At 38.2% G+C, this 22589-nt stretch carries 17 protein-coding genes and 2 pseudogenes; 8 read left to right on the top strand and 11 right to left on the bottom strand.

Annotated elements, in window-relative coordinates:
- Position 1: 1 nt before the first annotated feature.
- Together FZF08_RS06695 and FZF08_RS06700 are read left to right on the top strand one after the other, a co-directional pair.
- Positions 2–3172 (top strand): efflux RND transporter permease subunit, encoded by a 3171-nt coding sequence (locus tag FZF08_RS06695; RefSeq protein WP_159467848.1) that lies wholly within the window; start codon positions 2–4, stop codon positions 3170–3172.
- 12 nt (positions 3173–3184) lie between these two features.
- A complete protein-coding gene (locus FZF08_RS06700; RefSeq protein WP_159467849.1) occupies positions 3185–4597 on the top strand; it encodes a TolC family protein in 1413 nt (470 codons plus the stop codon).
- A gap of 355 nt (positions 4598–4952) precedes the next feature.
- Here the strand turns inward: FZF08_RS06700 and FZF08_RS06705 are convergent, their stop codons facing one another.
- The 4 genes from FZF08_RS06705 to FZF08_RS06720 form a co-directional block, all read right to left on the bottom strand.
- Positions 4953–5813, bottom strand: a complete 861-nt coding sequence (locus tag FZF08_RS06705) for an SdiA-regulated domain-containing protein (protein WP_159467850.1) — start codon at positions 5811–5813, stop codon at positions 4953–4955.
- 38 nt (positions 5814–5851) lie between these two features.
- Complete coding sequence (gene ppk1 / locus FZF08_RS06710; RefSeq protein WP_159467851.1) at positions 5852–7873, bottom strand: polyphosphate kinase 1; 2022 nt, start codon at positions 7871–7873, stop codon at positions 5852–5854.
- A gap of 14 nt (positions 7874–7887) precedes the next feature.
- The gene (locus FZF08_RS06715; RefSeq protein WP_159467852.1) at positions 7888–9135 is read right to left on the bottom strand and encodes a Pycsar system effector family protein; all 1248 of its coding nucleotides are present in this window, start codon (positions 9133–9135) and stop codon (positions 7888–7890) included.
- A gap of 159 nt (positions 9136–9294) precedes the next feature.
- On the bottom strand, positions 9295–9828 hold the full coding sequence (locus FZF08_RS06720) for a YceI family protein (protein WP_159467853.1): 534 nt from the start codon (positions 9826–9828) through the stop codon (positions 9295–9297).
- Positions 9829–10236: 408 nt separating this feature from the next.
- On the opposite strand from FZF08_RS06720, the pseudogene FZF08_RS31720 reads away from it, so the two are divergent.
- Both FZF08_RS31720 and FZF08_RS06730 read left to right on the top strand, forming a co-directional pair.
- Positions 10237–10632: pseudogene (locus FZF08_RS31720) on the top strand (YfbU family protein); the annotation flags it as partial.
- A gap of 1725 nt (positions 10633–12357) precedes the next feature.
- Positions 12358–13683 (top strand): MATE family efflux transporter, encoded by a 1326-nt coding sequence (locus tag FZF08_RS06730; RefSeq protein ID WP_159467854.1) that lies wholly within the window; start codon positions 12358–12360, stop codon positions 13681–13683.
- 103 nt (positions 13684–13786) lie between these two features.
- Here FZF08_RS06730 and FZF08_RS06735 read toward each other — a convergent pair whose 3' ends face one another.
- From FZF08_RS06735 to FZF08_RS32275, 3 genes and pseudogenes are all read right to left on the bottom strand, one after another.
- The gene (locus tag FZF08_RS06735; protein ID WP_159467855.1) at positions 13787–14371 is read right to left on the bottom strand and encodes a TetR/AcrR family transcriptional regulator; all 585 of its coding nucleotides are present in this window, start codon (positions 14369–14371) and stop codon (positions 13787–13789) included.
- 26 nt (positions 14372–14397) lie between these two features.
- Positions 14398–14811, bottom strand: coding sequence for an IclR family transcriptional regulator C-terminal domain-containing protein (locus FZF08_RS06740; protein WP_159467856.1), 414 nt, complete (start codon positions 14809–14811; stop codon positions 14398–14400).
- A 33-nt stretch (positions 14812–14844) separates the two neighbouring features.
- A pseudogene (locus tag FZF08_RS32275) lies at positions 14845–15012 on the bottom strand (helix-turn-helix domain-containing protein); the annotation flags it as partial.
- A gap of 293 nt (positions 15013–15305) precedes the next feature.
- Here FZF08_RS32275 and FZF08_RS06745 point away from each other — a divergent pair.
- Positions 15306–16256 carry an aldo/keto reductase gene (locus FZF08_RS06745; RefSeq protein WP_159467857.1) on the top strand — a complete coding sequence of 317 codons (951 nt, stop codon included), beginning with the start codon at positions 15306–15308 and terminating at the stop codon, positions 16254–16256.
- 25 nt (positions 16257–16281) lie between these two features.
- On the opposite strand, the gene FZF08_RS06750 is transcribed toward FZF08_RS06745, so the two are convergent.
- Entirely contained in the window at positions 16282–17148 is an 867-nt protein-coding gene (locus FZF08_RS06750) for an AraC family transcriptional regulator (RefSeq protein WP_159467858.1), read from the bottom strand.
- Between the two features lie 196 nt (positions 17149–17344).
- On the opposite strand from FZF08_RS06750, the gene FZF08_RS06755 reads away from it, so the two are divergent.
- A complete protein-coding gene (locus FZF08_RS06755) occupies positions 17345–18049 on the top strand; it encodes a DUF1080 domain-containing protein (protein WP_159467859.1) in 705 nt (234 codons plus the stop codon).
- Positions 18050–18154: 105 nt separating this feature from the next.
- Positions 18155–18598 carry a VOC family protein gene (locus FZF08_RS06760; protein WP_159467860.1) on the top strand — a complete coding sequence of 148 codons (444 nt, stop codon included), beginning with the start codon at positions 18155–18157 and terminating at the stop codon, positions 18596–18598.
- Positions 18599–18746: 148 nt separating this feature from the next.
- Here FZF08_RS06760 and FZF08_RS06765 read toward each other — a convergent pair whose 3' ends face one another.
- Positions 18747–19637 carry an SDR family oxidoreductase gene (locus FZF08_RS06765; protein ID WP_159467861.1) on the bottom strand — a complete coding sequence of 297 codons (891 nt, stop codon included), beginning with the start codon at positions 19635–19637 and terminating at the stop codon, positions 18747–18749.
- 150 nt (positions 19638–19787) lie between these two features.
- Here FZF08_RS06765 and FZF08_RS06770 point away from each other — a divergent pair, with 150 nt between their 5' ends.
- Complete coding sequence (locus FZF08_RS06770; RefSeq protein WP_229216439.1) at positions 19788–20135, top strand: hypothetical protein; 348 nt, start codon at positions 19788–19790, stop codon at positions 20133–20135.
- A 64-nt stretch (positions 20136–20199) separates the two neighbouring features.
- Here FZF08_RS06770 and FZF08_RS06775 read toward each other — a convergent pair whose 3' ends face one another.
- Together FZF08_RS06775 and FZF08_RS06780 are read right to left on the bottom strand one after the other, a co-directional pair.
- Positions 20200–21690, bottom strand: a complete 1491-nt coding sequence (locus tag FZF08_RS06775) for an alpha-amylase (RefSeq protein ID WP_159467862.1) — start codon at positions 21688–21690, stop codon at positions 20200–20202.
- A 573-nt stretch (positions 21691–22263) separates the two neighbouring features.
- Positions 22264–22589 (bottom strand): transposase family protein (locus tag FZF08_RS06780; RefSeq protein ID WP_159467863.1); only part of this gene is annotated, 326 nt, incomplete at its 5' end.

The raw sequence follows: 22589 nt of genomic DNA on the forward strand, positions 1-22589 counted from the left end.
CATGTTTAAGAAATTCATAGACAGACCTGTCTTAGCCACCGTAATTTCCATATTGCTGGTCATCCTCGGTGTGCTCGGACTTACAAACTTACCCTTGCAGCAGTTCCCGGATATTGCTCCGCCTGCTGTACAGGTTACTGCTCTTTATCCCGGCGCAAATGCTGAAACTGTTCTGCGCTCGGTTGCCCCTTCCCTGGAAGAATCCATAAACGGGGTTGAAAATATGAGCTACATGAGCTCAACAGCCAGTAACGACGGATCTTTGGTTATCACCGTTTACTTTAAATTGGGTACCAATCCGGATCAGGCGGCTGTGAATGTTCAAAACCGGGTTTCACAGGCTACAAGCCAGTTACCAGCGGAAGTTGTACAGGCTGGTGTTACAACCGCAAAACAGCAAAACAGTCTTTTAATGGTTGTGGACCTTTATTCAGAAGATGAAGCAACCTACGACCAGACGTTCCTTGCCAACTATGCACAGATCAATATTATTCCTGAAATCAAACGGATTAAAGGTGTTGGTCAATCCATTATTTTTGGTGGAAATAAAGATTATTCGATGCGTGTTTGGTTGAATCCTAGTCAGTTGGCTACTTACAAACTGACGCCAGCCGAAGTAATGGCTTCGATTAAAGATAAAAACCTTGAAGCTGCTCCTGGTAAATTTGGAGAAAACAGTACAGAATCTTTTGAATACGTGATCAAGTACAAAGGGAAACTGAACAAGCCCGAGGAATATGAAAATATCATCATCCGTTCAAATGCTGACGGTTCGCTTTTGAGATTAAAAGATGTAGCCAGAATTGAATTTGGTTCATATACCTACGGTAACTTTACCCGTGTAAATGGAAAACAAGGTGTGAACATTGCATCGATGCAGCTTGCAGGTTCGAACGCTAACGAAATCCAGATTGCGATTCAGGAATTGATGGTAAAGGCTTCGAAGGATTTCCCGAAAGGAATGAAATATCTGATTCTTTACAATACCAAAGACTCACTGGATCAGTCGATTGAGCAGGTAGAACATACTTTAATAGAAGCTTTCATCCTGGTTTTCCTTGTTGTATATCTTTTCCTTCAGGATTTCCGTTCTACGCTGATTCCTGCCATTGCAGTACCGGTAGCGATTTTGGGAACATTCTTTTTCATGTCACTTTTCGGATTTTCGATTAATCTTCTGACACTTTTTGCACTTATACTTGCCATCGGGATTGTCGTCGATGATGCCATTGTCGTCGTCGAGGCCGTGCATTTAAAAATGGAGAAAAAAGGTATGTCCCCAAAAGCAGCAACGACTTCTGCGATGAGTGAAATCACGGGTGCGATCATTTCGATTACTTTAATTATGTCCGCTGTGTTTTTACCAGTTGGTTTCCTTGAAGGTTCCACGGGTGTGTTTTACAGACAATTTGCCTTTACCCTGGCCATTGCAATTGTGATTTCTGCTGTGAACGCTTTGACGTTAAGTCCTGCACTTTGCGCGATTTTCCTAAAAGAACATCACGTTGAACCGGGAGCAAAGAAAAGTTTCAAAGAAAAATTCTTCATCGGTTTCAATATTGGTTTTGATAAACTGACAGACAAATATGTGAACAGTCTGAGATTCCTGATCCATTACAGATGGTTTAGCATGGGAGCACTTGCGCTCGTAGTAATTGCGACCGGATATATGGTTAAAACCACAAAAACAGGTTTTATTCCTTCTGAGGATCAAGGGTTTATAGCCATTTCACTATCCATGCCCGTTGGCGCTTCCCTTGACCGGACAACAGAAGCAATTCACCGCGCTGAACAGATTTTGGGTTCTATGGATTCCAAGAAAACATTGATGGGACTTTCTGGTTTTAATATCCTTACGCAGTCATCAAGCCCTTCTTCGGCGGTAGCATTTGTACTTTTGAAACCTGCAAAAGAAAGAGGTGAAGTGAAAGATATCAACGCGATCATGAATGAAATCCGTGGAAAACTGGGAGCGATTAAAGGAGCAAATTTCTTCGTCTTCACCTTCCCTACTGTTCCGGGTTTTAGTAATGTTGATGGACTTGACTTTGTATTGCAAGACAGAAACGGTGGAAAACTTGACAAATTCAGCGGTGTCGCCAATAATTTTATCGGCGAACTTATGAAACGTCCGGAAATTGCCGTAGCCTTTACAGCATTCCGTGCCGATTATCCTCAGCTTGAAATGGAAGTGGATGAAGTGAAAGCGGAACAATTGAGCGTTAATGTAAAAGATATTCTGCAAACGATGCAGGCTTATTTTGGTAGCTCACAGGCGTCCGACTTCAACCGTTTTGGAAAGTATTACCGGGTAATGGTACAAGCGGAAAAAGCAGACCGGACAGATCCAACATCAATGGATGGTGTTCTTGTCAAAAACCGTTTGGGTAACATGGTGCCAATTAATACTCTTGTCAAAATGAAAAGAGTGTACGGACCGGAAACGGCTTCACGTTATAACCTGTTCAACTCAATTGGAATCAACGCCATTGCAAAACCAGGTTTCAGTTCAGGTGACGCGATCAAGGCAGTTGAAGAAGTTGCTGCCAAAAATCTGCCGAATGGATTCAAATATGAATTCTCAGGTATGACAAAAGAAGAAATATCATCAGGCGGGCAATCCGTAGTGGTTTTTGCTCTTTGTTTGCTGTTTGTTTATTTCCTTTTAGCAGCGCAGTATGAAAGTTACATTCTTCCTTTCGCCGTTATTTTATCAATACCAACCGGGATTTTCGGAGTATTTGCAGCGATCGGTTTGACAGGAATTGAAAACAATATTTATGTTCAGGTTGCCCTGATCATGCTTATCGGTCTGCTCGCTAAAAATGCGATTTTGATTGTAGAATACGCCGTTCAAAGAAGAAAAGCCGGAAAACAATTGTTACACGCAGCGATTGAGGCAGCGAAACTTCGTCTTCGTCCGATCATCATGACGTCCCTGGCTTTTGTGGTTGGTTTGATACCAATGATGACCGCAACCGGTCCGTCGGCGCAAGGAAATCACTCGATCAGTATTGGTGCCGCAGGTGGTATGATCACCGGAGTTATCCTTGGTGTATTTATTATTCCCGTTCTGTTTATCATATTCCAATACTTGCAGGAACTGGTAACAGGAGAACCTCATGCCGCTGTCAAACATGAAGAAATTCCTGAATTGGCAGAAGCAATTTAAAGTAAAACAATCATGAAAAATTACGTTAATAAAATATATTTTCTTGTTTTGCTGGCCGCTTTAAGCGCTTGTAAAATCTCGAAAAACGTTGATACGCCGAACGTAGCATTACCTGAAAATTTCAGGAATGCTGCCACAGCAGATACTATCAGTATTGCAGATTTGCCACTGGACAGCTTTTTTACTGATGCTTCGCTTCAAAGATTACTGGATAGCGCGATCGTAAAAAATTACGATATGCAAGTGGCTCTTAAAAATATAGAAAGTGCACAATTACTTTTCAAACAGACTAAATTTGCTTATTTGCCAAGTGCCAATCTTAACATTGGTGTTGGATCCAATCGTCCTTCCGACAACAGTTTGAACGGATTAAGTGCGAGTTCATTTCTGGGAACTTCACATATTGAAGATTTCACAGCCAACGTAGGTTTATCCTGGGAAGCTGATATCTGGGGCAAAATCCGTAACAGAAACGGAAGAGCGCTTGCTGAATATCTGCAAACGATTGAAGCAAAAAATGCGATTCAGACAAATCTTGTCGCAACCGTTTCACAAGGATTTTATAATCTTTTGATGTTGGATGCGCAGCTTGCTATTGCCAAAAAAAACCTGGCTTTAAATGACAGTACGCTGAGGATTTTCGGATTTCAGTTTACCTCTGGACAAGTTACTTCTCTTGCGATTCAGCAAGCGGAAGCACAGCGATTGACCGCAGCAAAACTGATTCCACAATTGCAGCAAAGTGTTATTTTGCAGGAAAATGCGCTTAGTATTTTGGCAGGCGAATTACCGGGCAGAACACAGCGTGATATCAATCTGGATGAGGTTTCGTTTCCAAAAAGCCTTTCAGCCGGCGTACCATCAGCCATGTTGAACCGTCGCCCGGATATCAGACGTGTAGAACTGGCACTGGATATTGCCAATGCGAATGTGGGCATAGCCAAAGCGAGTATGTATCCATCACTGGTTATCACTGCAAGTGGCGGAATTAATTCCTTCAAAGCGTCGAACTGGTTTAGTATTCCTGCCTCGTTATTTGGTCTTGCATCAGGCGGTATTACGCAGCCGCTTTTCCAGAGAAATCTGCTAAAAACACAATTTGAAGTTTCAAAAGTTGAACGCGAAAAAACGGTTATCCAATTCAGACAATCTGTACTTTATGCAGTAGGTGAAGTTTCAGATGCTTTGGTAAAAATCGAAAAATTGAAGGAGCAGGAAGATATCGCAGCGACACGTGTCAGAACACTTGAACAGGCTATAACCAACTCAAATTTGCTATTCCAAAGCGGTATGGCCAATTATCTTGAAGTGATCACGGCCCAAAGTAATGTGCTGCAAAGCGAACTTGAACTGGTTGCGATAAAACGCGCTCAACTGGGTGCTAATGTAGACTTATATCGTTCGTTAGGAGGAGGATGGAAATGAGAAAAGATCTAAAACAATATTTGAACTGTTTCATATCTAAATATAATTCAATATTTGGTGGACATGGGAATTCAAAAAAAATATCAAAACAGAAATGGCCGGAAAGCTGGCTGTACTAAATTTTCTCAAAAATCTCAAAATAATGGCTGCCAGGCATTTTCTGGCGGCCATTATTTTTACCCCAATATAGATCTTATTAAACCAAGCTCATGTTACCTTGAAAAGTAGAAAAAACAACAAGCATAGGTTATTAGTACATAAAATAAAAATAAGAGTAACCCAGTAAAATTTCCGTAATACATTGTAAATCAAAAACAGAAAGCATATTCGGAAATATGAAGTATACCCGAAATCATTATTTGACCAATCTATTTATTTTCAAGATATTGCCATCCAGAGTTTCATCGCCTTCATTGGAAATATACAAATTACCTGATTTATCAAAAGCGATACCTTCCGGTTGATTGAAATTATTACTGCGCAAGGGATACGCTTGTTTTGGATTCCAGTTTTTATCAGCAACAATCAATATTTTGTTAAAACCTGATAAAATAAACCAATCGTCAGTAACAGGATTTTTAGCTAAAGCAGATGGCTTGAAAGCTTTTTTTACTTTATTGGTCACGGCTTTTACTTTTTCTACATTGATCTCAAAGCTTCCGGTTCTTTTCATCCCGTCTGCCATTTTTAGAATATAGCCCGACACCTTTTTTTCAGCATTATCCTGACTGCAACTTTTGCACAAAACAAATATTTCACCCGAATCCTGATCGACATAAAGCCCTTCGTATTCACCTTTTGGCAAAATATTTTTCCACTCATTAACCTTATTGATATTTTCAAAACGAACATCTGCAAAAGGAAAGGAATATAGATCGCCATTACTTTTCAGGATGACAATCTGATCATTAAAAATTGCCAAATCTTCATAATCTCCCTTTCCTCCAAACTTTACGTGCTGCGTTTTCTGATTTTGCCACCCAAGTCGAAACAATTTACCATCCTCATCCTGAATCGCATACACACTATCATCCCTTCCTTTGTTAAAAGTAATACCGGAAATTTCCTTTAATATCTCAGGCATTTCAAACACTTCGGGATTTCCCATATCATATTCTTTCAGCTCATTATTTTCCTTACTTATGGAATTGCATCCGAATAGGGAAATAATCAGCAAAAAATTCAGGAATGATAATGAATAAATCGGTTTAGGCATAAAATATTAATTTATAAAGATGGTGATATGGACGTGTATCAAATCTGCTCCGATAGAAACTTATAAATTGCCTCTTGTGACCTTATACCTTGATCGTCGCCCATACTCAGTGAAATATTTTCAAGATTTTTATCTATTAAAACGGCCTGAACTGTGTCACTCCATTGTAATGCAAGGAGCTCGATCATTTGCTTTTTAATTGCTTCGTTATAAATCGGAAAGCAAACCTCAATTCTTCTGTAAATATTGCGGTTCATCCAGTCTGCCGATCCCATATATACTTCTTCATTCCCTTCGTTATGAAAAATAAAAATGCGGCCGTGTTCCAGGTATCGATCGACAATTCTTTTAATTGTTATATTTTCACTCTGGCCCGGAATGCCTGGTACCAGGCGACAAATACTCCTGACGATAAGATTTATCTTCACGCCGGCATTGGAAGCATCGTACAATTTCGAGATCAATACTTCCTCTTCCAGATTATTCATTTTGATGGTAATAAACGCCGGCATACCCCGCTTCGCATTTTCAATTTCTCGGTCAATCATTTCCAGAAAACGGGTTTGTAAATTAAACTGAGCAACAAGCAGATGCTGAAAAAGAATCGGCTGCAGATTTCCTTTTTTCTTTTTCCTTAGAAAGTTAAAAAGCGTTTCCATTTCCGCCAGCATTGGCTGATAAGCCGTCAGCAAAATATGATCTGTATAAAATCGGGCTGTGCTTTCATTCAGGTTTCCCGTTGCCAAAAGTCCCAGATAAGGGGTCTTTGAATTTTTTCTTTTTACCAGAGCTATTTTCGCATGAACTTTGAGGATATTACCGCTATAAATAATCCGTACACCGGCAGCTTTCATTTTCTGTGCCCATCGTATGTTATTGGCTTCGTCAAATCTGGCTTTCAGTTCAACCAGGACAGATACTTTTTTTCCGTTTTTTGCAGCACTGATCAGCGCATAACCGATCCGTGAATCACTGGCTACACGGTACATTGTTGTATAAATTTTTTCTACCGAGTTGTCGATAGCCGCTTCGTTAAAAAAACGTATAATCGTATCATAAGACTGGTAAGGGACGTGAACTATCCTGTCCTCCTTTTCAATGGCTGCAAACAAAGTCCCGGGAATATCCTTGTCCTTTAAACTTTGAATCGCCGGCCACAAAGGATATGAAAATGAGGCATTTTGAACGGGAAGCGAAGCAAGATCTTTAAGATTATGATGTTTTCCACCTTCCACCACAGAAGCTTTCTGCAAACTGAAAACCTCAATCATATCCTGCAAATGGCGCAGAGGCATACCGGGTTCATAAAGGAAACGGGTAGCAAAACCCATATCCCTTTTTTTAAGCTGTTTCTCAATTTTCTTTGCCAAATCTCCGTACTCATCGCGTAGGTCCAGTTCGGCATCACGGGTAATTTTCAGATTATAGGCACCGAAAATAGCGGCTTCAGGAAATAAAAACTGTAAATTCTGACGAATAATATCTTCCAGAAAAACAATATAATCGCCATCTTCATGCGTAATTCTGAAAAATCTGGATATATAATTGGTTGGAATGTTCACCAGATAAAGCTGCTCATCAGTGGACTCATATTGCACAACAGCTGCCTGATAAAGCTGATTATTTTCCAGAAAAAAATCTGTATTTCCCTTGATGAGAACAGGTTGTAAAAATCCTGCGATCTGGGTGAAAAAATAATGCGTTGTTGCTTCTTTTAATTTTTCAGGGATTTTGTCATTGTAGATAAGTTTAAAACAGTATCTGTTCAGCTCAGGTAAAACGGACTCATTAAATATTCTACCAAAATCATCCTGCTGCCTGTCTATTATTTCTACTGCCTGCCTGTAAACCGACATTGCAGCTTTTTCCTTTTCTATCTTTTTTAACGCCAGTAATGCAGGCATACGCACACGATAAAATTCATCCAGGTTTGAGGAATAAATGGATAAAAATTTAACACGTTCATTCAGAGGTACGGAATCTTTTCCTGCTTCCTGCAAAACTCTTTCATTAAAAGAAAGCCAGCTGATATCCCTATCGGCAAAAAAATAAGTACTCATTGGTAAATGTAATTTTATCTTGATCCAAAAAATACTGAACTAGCCACAAATGTGACTACCGAAATAACAATTCCAAACATAAAAACATTATACGCAATCCGCAGATACCGATACTTCTTCCCGAGTACAACACCCTGCGCATAAATATCCCTGGTCAAACTTCCATATAAAAACGCTCTGTCATCCATCATGGCTTGCATTCCAGAGGCATAGTCAGGGTATGTCATTTTGTAGAAGTTACCGAAGAAAAGAAGATTCACCGTTTTCTGGTCTATATCCTCCTCAGTAAAAGTGCCGGGCGGAACAGAGGGCCTGGTGGAAAGAATTGAAAAGACCATCGTTGTTACACAAACAGTCAATAAAAGGATAGTCGGTAGTACAAGCTGGGAATTATCTTCAAGTTTCCTGAGTAGTACACTCAATAAAACGGATATAATAATTGAGTTGGTTGAAATCATAATATTGGCCTTATTGTCTGCCATATCACTCAGCCTCTGATGGTTACCCGAAGTAATCCGGAACATTGTTTCAATACCCTTTTCTGGGCGGTCTGATTTCTGCTTTTTAGAAGAAAAATCATCAGATTTAGGTTTTTGCTTTTTAACTTTTTCCGGCTCACTCTTAATTTCCGAAATCATATTGGGCGCGGGAAGCTCATCACCTGCTTTCTGTGCTTTTTTAATAAGTTTTTCAAGGTTCTCCCGCTTTTTACCATTTAAAAGTTGCTGGCAGTAATCGGTATAAAAATGATGGGATTCCATCAAAGCTATTGTTTTTAACCGCCACTCTGCTTTGTCTATTTTCTTACCTGTACGAAGTTCAATCTCTTTTCTTACCAGTTTGCTGATGTCCTCAAAATCATCAGTCCCCAAATGATATAAATCAGCGTCACATAGAATTTCTTCGAGCAAATTCTCCGGCGACTGAGGCATGTGTGTAGCACGGATACAACCACCGACCGCCATAATTATTTCTTCCTCAACCTTCTTTTCTTGCAGAAAAGCAGTAGCAACATTAATTCCTCTTTCTTCATGACCGGCCGCTTTACCACTAAAATATCCGCAGTCATGAAACCAAGCCGCCGTAATTACTGTAAAATAATCTTTGTCGTCAAGTTTGTAATGTTTCGCGATTTGGGTTGCATGAAAAACAACCCGTTGTGTATGTTCACCATTGTGATAAAGCAATTCTTCGGATGCATTTCCGCTTTCTGCCGATTTTACATAACCTTCTACCTCTGCCAATAAAGAAGAATAATTCATATTTTAGGAATTTGATTGATCAATTGCCATGATTTATAACCATCCAGTTTCCCTCAAATATCTACATAAGAATCGGTATTTTCATCAAAATGTCAACCTATAAAAAAGCAGATTCAGAACCATCTAACGGTGCTGACTCCTTTCTTTTGTACAATCTTTTCAGGATCGTCTTATCAACTGAATTTCGCCGGAAAATTTAACTTTATCACCCACTACAATACTTCCCGCTTCCGTCACATCATTCCATGTAAGACCAAAATCTTCACGGCTTAACTTGCCTTTGATCGTAAATCCGGCTTTGGTCTGTCCGTAAGGATCAACAGCAATACCACCAAATTCAACTTTTACTTTTATCTGATGTGTAATTCCTTTGATTGTCAGATTTCCCTTCAAATGTGCTTCTCCATCTTCTTCATGAAATCCCGTCCCCACGAATTTAATCTGGCTATGCTGCTCTGCGTTGAAAAAATCAGCCGACTTCAAGTGGGTGTCTCGTTGTTCATTTTTTGTATCCACGGAATCCAGATCTGCACTGAAAATGATGTTTGAAGCTTTCGTAAAATCTTCATCTATGGTATCTACTTCCAAATCAAATTTCCTGAAATAACCTGTAATTGTACTGATCATTAAATGTTTGACTTTAAAAGAAATTTCGCTGTGGGCAGGATCTAATGTCCATTTTACTTGTGCCATTGGATAGAAATTAATTGTGGTTAGATAAAATTTGAGTCAATTGTGATAAGCAAACTTATCTGAAAGAAATGGAGAAAGAAATGTATGAAAACAGTCTTTTGTTGTACAAATAATAATCAATCCCACAGATTAAAACGGGGGGCTTCAATGGCCATCATGCCGATGTGTTTGGAGAGTATTGTAATCGTATTTGACTTAAACATTTTATATTTAAAAAATTATTAAATAGACAGGTATTTTTAAAACAGAATGGATTCAGAAAAGCGTAACAATATGATTCCCGAAACCATCTCCCTGGTGGAACGGCAGCTATTAATCAATCAATGTAAAATTCTTTCTGTTTTTGGTGATTCAACAGACAAGGCATTATATGAGCGGCGAATTGAAATTTTGTAAAAAGGTTACACCGGACTTTATCAAAAAGTCTTTAATACTCTTTATGAAGAAGTACCTATTAGTATATACGAGGAAGTTGAAAATATACTTAAAATGTATAGCCATATTAATGAGTCGATTCGTTTGTTACCCCACTCCGATAAAGAAGCACTTGATCTGAGCATCCTCGAATTTGAAGGGTTTGATGAAAACGGCGGAATGCATTATTACATGATGTCATACCTTGTTGACAGGATGGATGAGTATCTGGAATATAAAGGTCGCGAATTGAAATCTCACAGTACAAGTTCACTATCAAAGTACACCAAAATGCTTAATGTACACAGAGAATTTGAGCAAATGAAGAAAGATAAATATTCTCTCTCAGACTTACAAAAATTCATTGATGCAGTCCGAATTCACAAATAATGAAACCAATTCATTCCTGACTGGCACGATTGTAGTACTAGTTCTATTTCACAGTATAGTAATTTACCTATACTACTGATATATAATTCAATAGACATTATAAAACTCAAATTAATAACTACGAAATATTTCTAGTGATGTAATTTACAATACTTATTGACGATTAGAACTTAAATATTTTCGATAAATATTTAATTATTTTAAAAATAAAAAAGTATCAAAATTTCAGGCTCGTAAATAAATCCTCAGTAAAAAAATGAATGCCTCGTATGAATCATTTTAAATTTCAAAAGCAAAGATGATTTATCAAAAAATATAACATTAACGATACTTCTAGCACTTTAATTACTTCCAATAAAATCGTTATTGTATTTTTCGTATTTTAAGTTAATAAAATTAAAACATGAAAAATGAGTAAATTATAAAAAAGACAAAAAGTCATCATATTTACAGAAATATAAATTTCCCATTACAAGTCCATTTAATTACTTTAAAAAACCAAAAAAATTAAATAGAATATTCTATGATAATACTGGTGATCTGCCAAAAACTTGTTAACTTTGTGACTGAAAACCAGTTAAATGGTTCTCATAACGTTGAGTAAAATCGGACATCCCGTAGGTCATGCCTTAGGGATGTTTTTTTTATACCTAATTTATATTGTAACCGCTTGTTAATCATTCACTTTCGAAGGCCAATAAAATGAATAAAAGATTAGTGTCAGGTATACAGTGCGGAATAGATTATAACTAAATCTTGATTTACACCTAAGCCTCTTCCAGAATAATGCTTGCGCCATGGGTCAACTGAGAGTAAGAATTAATTCTAATAAAAAAGCCAGCATTAAAAAATGCCAGCTTTCAATCTGAAATATATATTTATAAAGAACACAGAACTTTATCGATTGTGGTATTTTATCGATATTAATTAATCATTATCTTCTTAAAACTTTCACTGCTACGCTTGACAAACCAATCATTCTTGGCTATCGCAGATCTTTTCAATTGAGCTATCAACCAGACTGCATAACTTGTAATTGCTACGACAAGAATCATAAAAAAATATGGCCCCACAGTATCCGAATATTTCAGTAGTTGTATCATAACAGTTTGTGCTTAAAGTTGATAGTTAGGTGCTGAGGAATATAAAATAATCATACCACATCATAACAACCTTCCATTTTCGGAAAAATCCAGGCTCTTCCGCATGATATTTAAATTTATCCAGATAACTAAGCCTGAATTTTGGATAACTTGCCCGTTTTTATACTCACCTTGCATCTTACTGCATTTGTCTGGCACTCATAATTTCGGCATTAGTTGGCTAACTGAAACTAAATGATTACAATTATTTGCGATATTACACGTGCCTTTCGCGGAAATAATACTTTTTTACAAAGGGTATAAAAAGTGGAGACCACGCTTAGGAATACTTCATCAAATACAAATTATTTTGTCGCATTCACTGATATATTGAGGATTACAACTTGTATTTCACCACTTATTTATCAAAAACAATAAAAAATAAAACTAAGGTGGTTTCTGGAAAAGTAATAGAAGAAATTGCCTGAAACCAAGAATGCCACAAAACGTTTTCCATAACATTCAGGAACCGAATTTTCTGGATATGGTTTCTCTAAGCTTTTTGGATAACTTTTTAATTCTCTGCCGCGCTTCTTTTAAACTTTGATAACTTTGTACCATTCTAAGACCGTGTTGCAATTTTATGAAAAGTGAAGCTACAAAAACAATAAAACTGGCGTTGCCAATTATTATAGGAGAACTTGCCCAAATGGCTCTTCACCTGATTGACACCGCCATGGTTGGTGCCATTAGTTACAAACAACTGGCGGCTGCCGCTCTGGTTGTCAATACAATGAACATTCCTTTTGTAATCGGGATTGGGATGACCATCTCTGTGTCGCAAATGGTTTCGCTTTCACATGGCCGGCGGGATGGACAGCAGGTTTCCCACTATTTATTTAATGGATTCTGTTTATGCGCATTTACCGCAGTCCTCATTTCTTTGACACTCGTTTTTGGCAAAAACATTCTTTACCACCTTGGCCAGGACCCGGAAGTTGTAAGTTTAGCTCTTCCGTTTATGAAACTCATGGGATTGTCTATCATTCCGATGCTTCTGTTTATGACGCTAAAACAATTCACAGACGGACTGGAATTTACCAAAACGGCTATGTTTTTGTCCTTGGCAGGTATGCCCATAAATATTCTTTTAAACTGGCTGCTTATTTACGGAAACTGGGGCTTCCCTAGACTGGAACTGGTAGGGGCCGGTTACGCCACACTTATCACCCGTACAATTATTTTCCTGGCCTTGGGAGCCACTATTTTAAGACACAAAACATTTCGAAAATATATTGCTGTCAGAAGTAAACAATGGGTTTTACAACGTAAAACGCTTGGAGAACTTTTGCATATCGGTATTCCAAGTAGTTTGCAAATCGGTATGGAAGCAGGTGCTTTTGCTGTCTCCGGTATTATCATCGGGACCATTGGCGCCGTAGCACAGGCTGCACATCAGATTGCATTGAGCAGTGCATCTTTTACATTCATGGTTTCTATGGGCCTTGCACAGGCGGGTTCTATCCGGGTAAGCAACGCTTTTGGCACTTCCAACTGGCCCAAAATTGCTGTTATTGGAAAAAGCACAATGATCACCGCGCTGATCTATGGAACCTTCTGTGCCATTGCATTTGCTATATTCCGTTTTGAATTGCCAAAAGCATTTAACGATAATTCAGAAGTGTTGAAACTGGCTTCTTACCTTCTTTTATTTGCCGCCGTTTTCCAGATATCGGATAGTACTCAGGCCATTAGTGCCGGTTTATTGAGAGGTATTAAGGATGTGAAAGTCCCAACCATATTAATCGCTATAGCCTACTGGGTTATTGGCCTGCCAACCGGTTATATTCTTGCATTCCACTTCAAAATGGGAGCGCCCGGGATGTGGCTGGGGCTGATTATAGGACTCACGCTGGCATCTGTCTTTTTGATCAACCGCTTTTTGAAAATGGCGAGAAGAAATAATTAATTCTATTTCCTGTTATTTTCTAAATACAATTTTTTTAATTTAATAGAAGACCCTTAGCTTTCGACTTTTTTTTAATTCTATACTTATTATTTGTTTTATTCATTCAATTTTCCAGAACCGATAAAACAATTTCAACTGTTCCGTCAATAATCTCTTTTTCGGGCTGGGATTTACTGTAGGCTTTTAATCCCCAGAGATTATTGACAAAAAATCCTGATAATGCTTTCGCTGACTGTATGGTTGAGATTTGCCTCATCTCCTGCCCTCTTTTAATTGCCGCAAAAAAACTGTTTTCAATTGCCTGACGATTTTCTCTAATGATCTCTGCAATTTCTGCATCGTGAGGGGCAAGCTCAATTCTTGAATTAACCATGAAACATCCCTTCGACGAATTCTCACCCAGACATTCCCGAGCTGTTGCCTGAAAAATTTCTTTGATCACCGCAGGAACATCCTCAGCATTATCCAGAAGTGAAATCATATCTCCTGTAATCTTGCTGCGATAACGCCTTAGTGACCTGATAAATAAGGTACGTTTATCACCAAAGGTATCGTATAAACTCGAACGGCTCAGGCTCAGTCCATCCACAAGTTCCTGAGCCGAAATACCATTATATCCTTTAAACCAGAACAAATCCATTGCCTTGTCCAGAACTAATTCTTCATTAAATTCTTTTGATCTTGCCATAGCTAATTTTTTCTCCAATAATGAAATTAAATCTGTCGGGAAAAATATTTATCCAATCCCGACAGCATCTCGTTCAACTTTTTCAGCGTAAAGCTGATCTCTTTTTCACCAAACCGAAAAGACGGTCCGGATACACAAACCACAGCGATAACCTTGCGATGATTAAAAACAGGAACAGCAACGCAATTATGGTCCGGCTCGTACTGCTCAATATCCAGCAAGTAACCACTCTGTTTGATTTTCACCACATCTTGCCGTAACGTGTCATGAAAACTATCGTCTTGAAATATAATCAGACTGGCTTGAAGATGATCCGAATAAGATAGAAAAACTTTACCGATTGCCGTGGTTGTCATTTCATATTCTTTACCTAATTCCAGCGAAATCCGTGTAGAACGGTTCGGCCCACATTTCAATTCGTGCCGAAAATACGAACCCATTTGAATAGCCAGATAAGATGATTCACCTGTTATCTAGGTAATGTTTTCCAAAACCGGTTTCAATTCTTTCTTTATTTGAAAAAGTGAAACATCTGATGAATAAAGACATTGAAAATTATATGTAATTCTGTAACGCGGAGTTTCTTCATCCTGTTCAATATACCCAAGTTCTTTGAGGGTATTCAGAAAATTATGTACAGTGGTTTACTTCAAACCAACCGAATCGGCAATATCATTTAGCCTTACAAAGTTTCCATTGAATGCAATGTATTCTAAAATCTGAAAAGCTCTTTCTATTGATTGTATCATAAAGTTCAGCATGATGAACAAATTAAGAATATAGCGCTTAAATCGTATATTAAATTCAAAACTACCGTAATTTTGGATCAGTAACAAATTTGTAATTCAGCCGGGTAACTGCGAAAAAGCAGCTTGAAAAAGTTAGTCTGGCATAAGTATTGAACAAACATTTTTTAGAATTAAATGAAACCCAAATGGAAAAGAGAAAATTAGGAAATTCAGATATTCAAATTGCGCCGCTGGTTTTTGGCGGGAATGTTTTTGGCTGGACAACAGATGATAACCGGACGTTCGAATTGCTTGATGCTTTTGTAGATGCAGGCTTTAACGCTGTGGATACAGCGGACGTATATTCTTCCTGGGTTCCTGGAAATGCAGGTGGAGAATCTGAAACGGCCATTGGGAAGTGGTTCAAAAAAAGTGGTAAACGTGATAGAATTATTTTAGCAACAAAAGTGGGTTCTGAAATGGGGCCAGGTAAAAAAGGACTTAGCAAAAAATATATTCAGGAAGCAGTAGAAAGTTCACTGAAAAGATTACAAACTGATTATATTGATCTATACCAGTCGCATTACGATGACCCTGAAACATCTGTTGAAGAAACATTGGAGGCGTATAATGATCTGGTAAAAGCTGGGAAAGTTAGAATCATAGGTGCATCAAACTTCCCCATAACCCGCCTGGAAGAATCTATTGAAGTTAGCCAGCAGGAAAACTTAGCAGCTTATCAAACATTCCAGCCCGAATTTAACTTATTCGACCGACAGGATTTTGAAGAAAACGTTGCACCTTTTACAGTAGACAATAATCTGAGCGTAATCAGTTATTTCTCTCTGGCAAGCGGCTTTCTTTCAGGAAAATATCGCTCAAAAGATGATTTGAAAGGAAGTAAAAGAAGCACTATGGTTGAAAAATACCTTACCGAAAGAGGCTTTAAAATATTGACTGCACTTGACGAAATTTCAGCAGAATATAACAGCAATCCTGCCACAATTTCGCTTGCGTGGCTAATCGAGAATCCTGCCGTAACGGCTCCTATTGCAAGCGCCACAACAATTGATCAACTAAATCAATTGATGGCGGCAGCAACAATTAATTTGGATGATGATGCTATTACAAAACTGAATACTGCCAGCGCATGGTGAGAAAAAATTTCACGGTTACCCTTTTTCAAATTTTACGATATTGCAGCTGATATTGTCGAGGCGTTAATTTCATGATGCCCTTGAATTGTATCAGAAAGTTAGCCAAACTATTATACCCGCTTTCGTAAGCGATTTCGGTAATATTCCGGTTTGAGCTGATCAGGATTTTACACGCATATCCGATCCTTACTTCATTCAAAAAATTGGAAAAACGTTTTCCTGTTTTTGATTTAAAATACCTACAAAAGGCCGTTTCACTTAAATTGGTCAATGCTGAAACATCCTGCAATGTAATTTTTGAGGATAAATTATTGATCACGTGCAGGAAAACCATATTGATCCGGTCGGATTCCGCATCAGAATATCGGTTCACAAATCCTGCACTGGCCAAAGATGAGATTTCCTGGGATTTAGATAATCTATCCATAATCGATAACAAAGTAATAATTCTGTTCATTCCGTCCTGTTGCTGTAACCCCAAAAGCATGTCAGCTATGTCGTCCCTCGTTTTTCCGGTAACTTTTATTCCTTGTTTCGATTTTTTCAAGAATAAGTCAATCGCCGAACATTCCGGCATATCGTAAAAAGCCTCACCTATAAAAGCCTTGGGGAAATGAACTGTTAGAATTTCAGCTTCATGCTCCGAATTGGCGATACATAGCTGATCGTTGCGCCAGCAATGCGGGATATCAGATCCAACAAAAACCAAATCACCAGCCTCAAAAGATTCCACAGAATCACCAACAAACCGAAATCCGGAACTCTTCAAAATTAGTGAAATTTCCATTTCGGGATGATAGTGAAATGGATTTACGAAATGGTGACGTTTATTTTTCACAACATTGATACTGTTGGAAGGAGGCGTCAGTATTTTATGAAATTTAGGCTGCATCGCTTTCAGATATTAGTTCAGGGCAAAAGGGTTTAATGCAAATCTATATCACATCAGATAAAAACATTCATATTTATCTAAATTATACTCTACAATCAGTAATCCTGCTAAGATTTTTAATAAATTGGTTAACATCCCTTACTTTAAGTTTGGCCGTAGTTACTAGTTTTGTTTTTGCCTTTAAACCTGTCTTTTTATGCGTAACATTCTTATTTCCGCTCTGGCTTTTTGCATTTCAGCCTTTACCCTAACTTCTTTTACAAATAATCCCCAAATGGATTCATGGGACGTACTTTTTGACGGAAAATCTGTTGAAAAACTTAGAGGTTATCAAAGAGAAGACTTCCCGCTGGAATGCTGGTCGGTAGAGAACGGCCTGCTAAAAACAATTCCCGGAGTAAAAAATACCGACATACTAACCAGGCAGCAGTACAAGAATTTTGAACTGCAATTTGACTGGAAAACGTCGGTTGGGGGTAATGGTGGTGTTTTTTATAATGTGATGGAAGATGCAAAACACGAAGCCGGAAATGGAAACAGCCCAAATTGGTTAACTAATTTCGAAATGCAGCTTTTGGATGATATCGGTTTTAACGACAAAGAACCGAAACGTTCAGCGGGATCTTTATATGACCTTATCGCACCAATAAATAAGGTACTCAAACCTGTTGGTACATTTAATACTTCCCGTTTAATTGTAAAAAACAGACATGTGGAACACTGGCTTAACGGCCGCAAAGTTGTAGAATACACCCTCAACAGTCCTGAACTAAATGCACTCATTCAAGGAAGTAAATATAAGGATATCGCTGGCTTTGCGCAGTATTCAGAAGGGCATATTATGTTTCAGCATCACGGGCAGGAAATGTGGTATAAAAACATTAAAATTCGTCGCCTGTAAGGAATTACTTACTGCATTAAATCAAATTTAATGCAGCAATATTACCAATATTACTATTCCTAAACCTACCTTTGACTTTAAGATTCCAAATTAATTTAATCATTCATGAAACGGTTGTTTTTCCTATTACTACTGACACAATTATTTAATGCTGCAACTTCTTCTGCACAGGACATGACTTCGAAGCTGGGCTACACAGGCTGGAACCATATGGCACTTCATGTGAAAGACATTGAGGCCAGTAAAACTTTTTACAGAGAAATTATTGGCATGAAACCGGTTCAGGTTCCAGACAATTTAAAAGCTATCCGTGGCTGGTTTGACGCCGGAAACGGGCAAATGATCCATTTACTAGCCGGGCGTACCGAACCTGTGGTGGCAGATAAAGACGGAGGCCACATGGCTTTATTTGTCGCCTCCATTGATCAGGCCGAGAAGTTCTTAACAGAAAAACATTTGCAATTCCACAAACAAGTAAGGTTTGACGGCGTTACCCAAATCTATTTTGCAGATCCGGATGGCTATTTGATCGAGTTGAACCAGAAGTAAGATATTCGTATTAGAAAATAGTAAGGAGCCATTTAAACGTGTCTCCTTGCTATTTACATTTCCAAAAAATTAAAATCACAGCGGTTTACACTAAACTTAAAGCAATGGATATTAATAAAGTTTTGATGATACCAGCGAAAAAGTGGTTTTAATAATCAAATTCCGCCTTATGTTTTTTGATAAAGGCCTCCCAGTTCACCGGCTCATTTCCAGTGATTTGCTGAAAATTATCAAAAGTCTCATCCGCGCCAGGAATTGTTCCTGCGGCGTAACGTTTATAGTGATCATACACACAATGCATATAAGCCATGTCAGCTCCGGCTTCCTGCATGGATTTTAAAAAAACTTCTGGTGATTGCGGCTGGTACTGAAATGGTTTTTTAATCAGTTTTGTCAGCATTTCTGCAATATCATCATACGATTTGGCATCATACCCCATCCTATACGTCTTTCCCCCATGAATATCCGGATGTAATAACGACAGCGCCGCAACCTGTGCCACATCTTCTGCATCCACCCAGCTTTTCGTCGCGTTTTCAACGTATTGATTAAAAATACCTTTTTTCACAACCTCTTTTCCACCATAGCTTAAAAGATTTTGCATGAACGTTTCCGGTCTTAAATGTGTAAAGGAAAAACCGGCAGACTCAATATATTTTTCAACCAATTGATGCCAGGCCCAATGGGCAACAGTGGTATTATCCGGTCCACAAGCGCCCAGATGAACAACATGTTTAACACCGGCGATTTTTGCACTATCAAGAAAAACCTTGCTTTGACGAAGCATGTCAACGGTATAACCTGTTACAATTAAAACGCGGTCTATATTTTTTAGCGCTTCTGCGTGTGTCCGTTCGTCATCAAAATCAAAAAGGACTGCCTCTATACCTTTCCTTTTCAATTGACGGGCTTTTTCCTGTGAACGAACTGCCGCTATAATTTCAACTTCATTATTATTTTTGAGAAACTCTATTGTTTTGTTTCCAACCTGGCCGGTAGCACCGGTAATTAATATTCTTGGGAGTTTGCTATTTGACATTTTTATATTAAAAGGAAACCGCAAAGTTACAATTATTGTTGGGGTGTTCTAAACCAAGACACTTATTTTCAACAAAGAACAATTCATTAATCAATTCCGGAAATTGTAGACATGCCTAAATTATCATTTCGTTAAGAGCTTACTTTTACTGTGGACAATAAATATCTTTACGGCTCAGAAGAAATGGATTTAGACATGAGACAAGAAAAAATATTTATACTCGAAACCGGGCGCTGCCTGAAAGTAATTACGGAGGGACTATTGGCAGAAGATTTTTCAAAGATAACCATAACAGTGAATGTGCTGATTAAAGACCCCAAAGAAGAAGAATTTCATTTACCGATTGTTGAAACGCATCCAAAGTTCTGGAAACTAAAAAAACTAGACGCTGAACAAGCCAGGGCACTTCAAACGGAGTACAGCGGTGTTTCTGAAAAACAGTTAAGAAAAGCAGTGAAAGAATTTGAACAAATGCTTAATCCAGCAGTATTACAATAATGAAAAGAGCGGTCGAAAAATTTTGACCGCTCTTTTCAGTTCGATAAATCCGGTTTATGCCAGATCAGTTATTTTTCAGTCCCCATAGGGAAACCGACCTACCGTTAACCTTAAACGTTGCGGAACCATCCTCACCAATAACGATCTCGTCGCTTACATTGCCAAGATAATCTACAAATATATTACCAGCATTTTTTTCGCCAACATGCATGGTTTTGGTACCCTCTTCTCCATTTGAAATAACGATTGCGCATCCTGAATTCTCATGTTCCTCATCGCCTTCCCTCGTCCAGCCAATACAATTGGGATGATCAAAATAATCATTTTGCTGACCATATGCCAACTGTTTTCTCACATGAAGAAAAGCTTCAATTTTATCCATTTTTTCCAGCGTGATCTCATGCTCTTCTCCGTTATTGTCTGTATCTGTGTATTTTGTTCCGTACAGATCGGTATAAAAAATACAGGGATAACCATCCTTTCTAAACAATATCAAAGCGTAAGCCAACGGACGAAACCACGCCTCTACTGTTTGCTCCAAAGATTGAAGTGGCTGTGTATCATGATTTTCAACCAAAGTGACGGCTAATTCAGGGCATGCCTGAACCAGGGTATTATCGAAAATAGTACAAAGATCGAAATCACTGTTTTCCATTGAAGCTTTATAAAAATTACCCTGAAGCGGCGCATCGAATAAAGACATTCTTTGATTCGTTGCTTCAATGTAAGCCAACATGGCTGGCAAATCGTACGGCGCCCAATACTCACCAACTGTGTAAAATTCCTTTTGATATTTACCTCTCAAATGATCAAGCCATTCATTATAGAATTCAGGATTCATGTGCTTGATCGCATCCAGACGAAATCCGTCCACTCCTGCCGTTTCATAAAACCATTCTCCCCACCGTTTCAATTCTTCTTTCACGAAAGGATTCCGGAAATCAATATCAGAAAGCATCAGGTAATCATAATTCCCGTTTTCCAGGTCGAGTACATCCTGCCAGCCTTCCCCATACTGATTTTGAATACTAAAAATTGCAGTTTCATCCGTTTTTGCATCAAAATCCACACCTGAAAAACATTGATAATCCCAAACAAAAGAAGAATATTTACCTTTTCGGCCTGGAAAAGTAAATTTTGTATAAGCCTCAATTTCCATAGGCTCACTGATAAATTCATTCCTGTTGTCTGGTGTCACTTTTTTGACTGTAACCAATTCCTTCTCATCAGCGCCACCCATATGATTTAAAACGACATCTGCGTAAACCTGAAGACCTGCATCTTTTCCTGCTTTTATAGCGTCTATCAATTCTTGTCTTGTGCCATACTTGGTCCTCACGGAGCCCTTCTGGTCAAATTCTCCCAAATCATACAAATCGTAAGAATCATATCCTGGTGACTTGCCTCCCTCCATACCTTTATGTGCAGGCGGGAGCCACACAGAATCAATACCAATAGATTTAAGCCGTTCTGCTTCGTTTTTAAAGTGATTCCACAGACTGCCGTCTGCGGGATAATACCACTCGAAAAATTGCAGCATTGTAAAATTTTCCATGATGATTTTAATTTTGTTGGATTGCCAAACAAAGCTTTTAATGCCATTTTTTTTGACTATTTGTAGTATACAATTACTATGCCTCCCCTGATTTCAAGATACTGCTGATTATCAAATCCGCGAATCCGTGAATAATTTTGGTCTTAGGTTTTACGAATTGTATTTTTTTAGGAATACAATTTCAATTCGTAACTTGCATCACCGTTTCATAGGTTGCTCAGTTATTAAAATTGAGAAGGAAAACTCACTTTAAAAATGTCACAAAAAATAAAAAACTTTTTATCAATAATCCAAAAGGGCTTTTGATACGTATATTACGCACGATAACGTATCATGTTGACCGTCATAACTTCAATCCTCCAACTTAACATTCAATGAGATATAGCTTTACACATCCCAAATATTCTCAAATACCCGATTTTCTATTTTAACTTCTGTTTGTGGTTTATATCTCGATAATTCAATTTCCTGAATTTCGAAAGCCTGATTCGCAAATAAAACGCGGTATTTATATTCGAATTTATTTTCTGCGGTTTGTCAAACAAAAATTTTTAATCTTTACATTAGTCAATATCACGAATGATTTACTATTGGCTTTCTGAATTTATTTCTAAGGTTGTGCAATCCAACAGCCAACATCATGATTAAGTGTCTGGCTTTGGAACACTTTAACCGTACCTTATTTCTGACGATTTTTAGCCTTTTAATGGAAGAAAATACGTTCTCTATAAGTACACGTTCTTTGCTAATTCCTTTATTGATAGACTTTTGTAAATCTGTTAATTCTCGTTTCTTAGGTTTTTTGAAAGGTAATATTGCACAGGGGCAATCTTTTTCAGCTCCCTGAAACCCTAAATCAAGCAAAAGGTTAAGTCCCTGGGTATGAATCTGAACCTGAT

This window comes from Dyadobacter sp. 3J3 (assembly GCF_009801115.1).
GTDB lineage: Bacteria > Bacteroidota > Bacteroidia > Cytophagales > Spirosomataceae > Dyadobacter.